The following is a 6,208-nucleotide window of genomic DNA, read 5'->3' as shown; positions in this document are numbered from 1 at the left end:
ATAGCCAGCACGGGACCTCGAATAAATAAATGCTTTAAGAGAACACGACTGGCTTACTTGACAGCGCCTTCAAAAGCATTAGGTGTTGTGTCTTTTAAATATTCTAAAGCTTTTTTTGCTGAAGCGACTAGAGCAGAAAATGCTTCTGCCTCATAGATTGCTATGTCTGAAAGAACTTTACGATCAACTTCAATACCGGCTTTTGATAAGCCATCAATAAAACGTCCATAAGTTAAACCTTCTGCACGAACAGCCGCATTAATTCTCTGAATCCACAAAGCACGGAAAGTACGCTTTCTATTTTTGCGGTCACGATAAGCATACTGCTTTGAACGATCAACTGCTGCTTTAGCAGCACGAATGGTATTTTTACGTCGACCATAAAAGCCTTCAGCTTGTTTAAGAACTTTTTTGTGCTTAGCGTGTGCTGTCACACCTCTTTTCACACGAGCCATATTATAATCTCCTCAAAATCAAAAGCGTAAGGTTTAAATACCATTCGGCAAATAATGCTGAATGACTTTTTTAGCATCTTGTTCACACAAAACCATTGTTCCACGTGCATCGCGAATAAATTTATTCGAACGCTTAATCATGCCGTGGCGCTTACCAGCAGCTGCTACTTTAATTTTGCCTGACGCAGTGATTTTAAACCGCTTTTTAGCGGATGATTTGGTCTTCATCTTGGGCATTTTGCTACTCCATACATTAATTGATTCAATCAAACATTTTATTTGATCAAGCGGACCAACGCTTGAACAAGCATTTAAACAGCCACGGCATGCCCTGCCGGGCGGTTCCAAAAATGTTCTCATAAGCTAGTATACACAAAATAGCAAGACCGTATTATAAAAAAATGGGCGCTCCATTGCCTTGAATTTCAACCAGAGGTGCCGGAATAGCATTTGTTTTGCTTGCGGCTTTACATAAATCGGCAATAATGCATTGCGCACATTTTGCTTGACGTGCTTGACAAATATAGCGTCCATGTAAAATTAGCCAATGATGCGCATGACGAAGATAATAGATCGGTATAATCTTTAATAATTTTTTTTCGACAATCTCTGGTGTTTTGCCAGGCGCTAAACCAAGACGATTGCTTAAGCGAAAAATATGTGTATCTACTGCCAATGTAGGTTGACCAAAAGCAACATTCAAAACAACATTAGCCGTTTTTCGTCCCACTCCAGGGAGGGACATAAGTGCTTCACGCGTATCAGGGACTTGACCGCCATATTGATTAATTAAACAGTTGCAAAGTGCATAAATATTGCGTGCTTTTGCTCGCCAAAGACCGATTGAACGGATATGAAGTGCTATTTCTTCTTCCCCTAATGCAACCATTTTTTCCGGTTGATCAGCAAGGCGAAATAATTCTTTTGTCGCTTTATTAACGCTTACATCTGTCGCTTGAGCTGAAAGTACAACTGCCACCAAAAGCGTAAAAATATTTGTATAGATAAGATCACTCTTAGGCGCTGGGCGTTGCACAGAAAAACGGCGAAATATTTCTGCAACTTCATCTTTATTATATAATATACTAGATAAATTTCGCGCTTTTGATAATTTTATGGTACGTTGAGTCATTGAACTCTCTTAATTTTCTCTCTTGAAGTTATCATTTACGCTCGCCATATGAGAGGAATGCAGCGAACACTTTGTATAGAGTTTGGTCAAGTAACGCCGCTTTTCAAAGAGGATACTCATGAATGACACATGTGACGCCTTTCTCCAATCCTTTTCTTTTAGGATTTGAAACCGTAGAAAAAACATTGCAACGTATCGGTAAAGCTGATGAAGCTTACCCAGCCTATAACATTGAACGTTTACATAAAAACGATGATGCAAATCATATCCGGATAACTTTGGCTGTTGCTGGATTTAAGATTAATCATCTTAATATTTTGCTCGATGATAATCAATTGGTTATTCATGGTAAACAAACAGACAACCAAAATCATCAATATTTATATCGCGGTATAGCTGCGCGACAATTCCAGCGAATCTTTATTCTTGCGGAAGGGATGCATGTCACAAATGCGGAGTTGAAAAATGGTCTTTTATCAATTAATCTGTATCAACCAAGATTAAAAAAAGAAATAAAACAGATTCCAATTAAAGTCAGTAGTGGTGAGTCATAAAAGTTAAGGCGTAAAGGAACCGTGAAATGGGAGAACATAAACAAAACTTATCGTTTCAGAACACAGCCTACTCTGATGCGGGACAGATTGCCTATTTAAAAAAAGTTTGTACAGATGACTTGGCTAAAAACTTTCCAGATCTTCCACCAATGACCCCAGGCATTACCATATGGGCTCTCTTTGGTGAAACAGGTTATCCTATCATTTTATCCGATGAACGCTCTATCGCTCTTGCTGGAGCCAATGAGCATGAACTACAAATTGTAACTCTGCACTAGATTTCCTTACGAGAAAAACGGAGTTCTTTATAAATTCTATTCGTTTTTCTCATAAAGGGTATAATGATATAAGACATTGATTTATATTCATAATTAATTTTTTACAACTGGAATGAGAGTCCCGAAAATCATAAGGTTCTCTCATTTGAGATCTTCTTATGTTAAAACAATTAAAGTCACTTGATGTCATAAGCAAGGAGAGCCATGTGGATAAAAACACTTGAAGAAAGGAATAAAAATCTCTCTTTTTAATTGTCTTAATTGCCAAGGACTTCGCAACATTGGGGATGAGTAAAATGTATGATGGTGTTTGTTTTCTTCTTCATAAGTGGTGAGGATGCTTCTCATAAGTTTATATTATTCACGAGGGCTGTTATACCTTTATGGGCGCTGTCATGAACTGAGTTCGAGCGCAGTGAGAAATGTTTCTTTAAAACGAATGCGTAAATTGGCAATACAAGTGTATTTTGTTTGGTGTGTTTTGTTCTTCCTAAGGGGGTAACTCCATTGAAGAGTGTGAAAAACAAAAGTATGAGACAGCGCCTCATCATTATTTAAAAGATATTACTATGGAAGCTTTTGAAAGGTGTAAAGCTGAATTGTAAGGAGATGATAGATTTTTACCACGATGCCTTTATATTCTTTCCAATTTCAGAAATTACGCAAATAGATAGACGCAATATAGCCATCAAATCTGGCATACAAAAATCTAGAACAGTTCATACTGCACTGAATCGTCTTGACATTTTTCTCAAATATAGAGTTATGCAGAGATGAGATGTTGATTGATAAGGAATAGAAAAAACAAAAGCTTTATGAGGAAGTTGATGCAAATCTTTTAATTTTGTGCTTCAAATGTCTCAGTCCAAGGTATTTTTCTCTTTTGAATACTAAAGCTCTTGTTTTTATAATGAAGTTACAGCACAACAAGAAAAATGGAATTATTTGAGGGGAAAAAAATAATGCCTTCTTACCGTTCAAGAATATCGACTCACGGGCGTAATATGGCAGGAGCCCGCGGTCTTTGGCGTGCAACAGGGATGAAAGATGCAGATTTTGGTAAACCCATTATTGCGATTGCGAATTCTTTTACACAATTTGTACCAGGACATGTCCATTTAAAGGATCTTGGGCAATTGGTTGCACAACAGATAGCCGTTGCTGGTGGTGTTGCGAAAGAGTTTAACACTATTGCTGTAGATGATGGAATTGCGATGGGGCATGATGGAATGCTTTATTCTTTGCCTTCACGCGAAATTATTGCTGATTCTGTAGAGTATATGGTTAATGCACATTGTGCGGATGCACTTGTCTGTATTTCTAATTGTGACAAAATTACGCCTGGTATGTTAATGGCTGCTTTACGGTTGAATATTCCAACAATCTTTGTTTCAGGCGGTCCTATGGAAGCAGGTAAGATTAAATGGAAAGATCAAGATCTAATGGTTGATTTGGTTGATGCCATGGTCGCAGCAGCTTCAGAACAGAATTCAGAAGAAGAAGTTGCTGAAATGGAGCGCGCTGCTTGTCCTACATGTGGTTCTTGTTCAGGAATGTTTACGGCCAACTCTATGAATTGTTTAACGGAAGCATTGGGGCTTTCGCTTCCCGGAAATGGATCAATGCTAGCAACACATGCAGATCGACGGATGCTTTTTGAAGAAGCTGGAAAACAGATTGTTACATTGGTTAAGCGTTATTATGAAGAAGATGATGAAACAGTTTTGCCACGCTCTATTGCTTCACGCAAGGCTTTTGAAAATGCAATGACCGTTGATATTGCCATGGGAGGATCAACCAATACAGTACTGCATCTTTTAGCAGCGGCGCAAGAAGGTGAGGTGGATTTTACCATGGCGGATATTGATCATCTTTCACGTCGTGTTCCTGTTTTATGCAAGGTTGCTCCTTCTGTTGCGAATGTGCATATGGAAGATGTTCATCGTGCCGGTGGTATTATGGGGCTTTTAGGCGAATTGGATGCGGCGGGACTCATTGATACGTCAACTTATACGGTTCACGCAAAAACGATGAAAGAAGCTTTGTACCGTTGGGATGTAAAACAAACCAATGAACCAACAGTTCGTGCATTTTATCGTGCTGCTCCAGGTGGCATTCCAACCCAAACCGCTTTTAGCCAATCTAGTCGCTATGAGACTCTTGATCTTGATCGTGAAAAAGGTGTGATTCGCGATAGGAAACATGCTTATTCACAAGATGGAGGATTGGCAGTTCTTTATGGAAATCTTGCAAAAGATGGCTGTATTGTAAAGACAGCAGGTGTTGATCAGTCAATTTTAACCTTTAAAGGTCCAGCAAGAATTTTTGAAAGCCAAGATTCAGCTGTTTCAGCTATATTAACGGATAAGATTAAAACAGGTGAAATTGTTTTAATCCGTTATGAAGGTCCTCGTGGTGGACCTGGAATGCAAGAAATGCTCTATCCAACGAGTTATCTCAAATCTAAAGGATTGGGCAAGGTTTGTGCACTTGTTACGGATGGACGTTTTTCAGGGGGGAGCTCAGGGCTCTCGATAGGACATATTTCACCAGAAGCTGCTGAAGGAGGAGAAATTGCGTTGGTAGAAGAGGGGGATATCATAGAAATTGATATTCCAAATCGTAGCATTCATATATTGGTTGATGACATTGAAATGAGGCAGCGTCGTGCTAAGATGGAAGCAAAAGGAAAAGGTGCTTGGCAACCGGTTGAGAAGCGTCAGCGTAAAATTTCAAAGGCTCTCAAAGCTTATGCAGCGATGACCACATCTGCTTCAAAGGGTGCAGTTCGTAATATTTGATGAGATAAAGGATGCGTTTTAAGAGACATCTCTCAATGCTCCCAAGCGCATTTTGCGACGGTACCTATGAATGGTATAACGATAAATCCATTGAACAGCCCCATCTTTACGCTTGAGAAGAAGCAAGCCGGCACCATCACACACTTTGCCAGCTCATGGATGTTGCTACAATCCTTGGGGTTCATAAGAGGCATTTGTATTATAGTTTTTCCCACACACTCATCCCGCTTGTGATGTGCAAGCAAGTGATTTTGATTGGTTTAAGATAAACAGGCTTGAAATGAAAGAATCTTACGATATTTGGGGGGGCTAATTCAAGTTCAATAACGCTAAACTTTAATTATAAATCAATGTATTGACTTATAAAAGAAAGATAGTCCTCTAAGAGATTTTTTGGTATCTTTTGCACGATATTCTAAGCGGATAAGTTTATGAGCTTATCAGGATATTTTGAGTTATCGTAAGTATGATTAAAAGGCGATGCATAAAATTTATAAAAGCTGCTGCGGATTTTTTTTAGTAGTTGTGTAAGACAGGTGAGGTCGTATCAAGCGCTTTTCATATCATATTCTAGTTTTATGCAAGGTTATGATCTCTTATTACTCATCTTATGAAAGATATTTATTGTACTGGTGATATTATTTTGTTGGGCTATAAAACACTGTCATTGAGACGTGGGATATAAGAAAGCTTTCAACATTTAAGTGTTTTTAACGTGAGTTGTGAATATTCTTAGGCTTGTTTGTCAAGTCCTTGTGTAAGTTAATTACATGAGTGGGAAGCTTAAGAGGAAGCCGCTAGAATTGGGACTGTTTACAGATCAAATTCGAGTGGAAATCTTCGTCGTTTAAGGTTGGGAAGGATTTCAAAAGCTTTTTTTAGGAAAATAAAATGCAATTAGAATATCATTGATATACTTAATTATATGATTCATGTGGAAACAGTAAAAGAGTTCTTTATCATTTGAAATATAAAGAAAAAGCGTAAT

At 38.4% G+C, this 6,208-nt stretch carries 7 protein-coding genes; 3 read left to right on the top strand and 4 right to left on the bottom strand.

Annotation, left to right across the window (positions count from 1 at the left end; all coding sequences use genetic code 11):
• Positions 1-53 precede the first annotated feature (53 nt).
• The 3 genes from rplT to nth all read right to left on the bottom strand — a co-directional run bounded on the left by rplT (position 54) and on the right by nth (position 1,587).
• Complete coding sequence (gene rplT, locus ACFIO3_RS01145; protein WP_012230420.1) at positions 54-455, bottom strand: 50S ribosomal protein L20; 402 nt, start codon at positions 453-455, stop codon at positions 54-56.
• A 33-nt stretch (positions 456-488) separates the two neighbouring features.
• Positions 489-692: a 50S ribosomal protein L35 gene (gene rpmI, locus ACFIO3_RS01140; RefSeq protein WP_183193590.1), complete on the bottom strand. Its 204-nt coding sequence runs from the start codon at positions 690-692 to the stop codon at positions 489-491.
• A 154-nt stretch (positions 693-846) separates the two neighbouring features.
• On the bottom strand, positions 847-1,587 hold the full coding sequence (gene nth / locus ACFIO3_RS01135) for an endonuclease III (protein WP_375606170.1): 741 nt from the start codon (positions 1,585-1,587) through the stop codon (positions 847-849).
• Between the two features lie 122 nt (positions 1,588-1,709).
• Here nth and ACFIO3_RS01130 point away from each other — a divergent pair, with 122 nt between their 5' ends.
• The 3 genes from ACFIO3_RS01130 (at position 1,710) to ilvD (ending at position 5,220) form a co-directional block, all read left to right on the top strand.
• Entirely contained in the window at positions 1,710-2,141 is a 432-nt protein-coding gene (locus tag ACFIO3_RS01130; protein WP_375606171.1) for an Hsp20 family protein, read from the top strand.
• A gap of 26 nt (positions 2,142-2,167) precedes the next feature.
• Positions 2,168-2,419, top strand: a complete 252-nt coding sequence (locus ACFIO3_RS01125; protein ID WP_375606172.1) for a DUF1150 family protein — start codon at positions 2,168-2,170, stop codon at positions 2,417-2,419.
• Positions 2,420-3,381: 962 nt separating this feature from the next.
• A complete protein-coding gene (ilvD, locus tag ACFIO3_RS01120; RefSeq protein WP_375614905.1) occupies positions 3,382-5,220 on the top strand; it encodes a dihydroxy-acid dehydratase in 1,839 nt (612 codons plus the stop codon).
• 18 nt (positions 5,221-5,238) lie between these two features.
• Here the strand turns inward: ilvD and ACFIO3_RS01115 are convergent, their stop codons facing one another.
• Positions 5,239-5,364, bottom strand: a complete 126-nt coding sequence (locus ACFIO3_RS01115) for a hypothetical protein (protein ID WP_375704031.1) — start codon at positions 5,362-5,364, stop codon at positions 5,239-5,241.
• Between the last annotated feature and the right edge of the window lie 844 nt (positions 5,365-6,208).

Source organism: Bartonella sp. AD328YNZD, assembly GCF_042196425.1.
This window is presented reverse-complemented; position numbering and strand designations above follow the sequence as displayed.

Excerpts from the sequence above, each read along its gene's own strand:
- rplT (WP_012230420.1), bottom strand. The coding sequence starts at position 455 with ATGGCTCGTGTGAAAAGAGGTGTGACAGCACACGCTAAGCACAAAAAA.
- rpmI (WP_183193590.1), bottom strand. The coding sequence starts at position 692 with ATGCCCAAGATGAAGACCAAATCATCCGCTAAAAAGCGGTTTAAAATC.
- nth (WP_375606170.1), bottom strand. The coding sequence starts at position 1,587 with ATGACTCAACGTACCATAAAATTATCAAAAGCGCGAAATTTATCTAGT.
- ACFIO3_RS01130 (WP_375606171.1), top strand. The coding sequence starts at position 1,710 with ATGACACATGTGACGCCTTTCTCCAATCCTTTTCTTTTAGGATTTGAA.
- ACFIO3_RS01125 (WP_375606172.1), top strand. The coding sequence starts at position 2,168 with ATGGGAGAACATAAACAAAACTTATCGTTTCAGAACACAGCCTACTCT.
- ilvD (WP_375614905.1), top strand. The coding sequence starts at position 3,382 with ATGCCTTCTTACCGTTCAAGAATATCGACTCACGGGCGTAATATGGCA.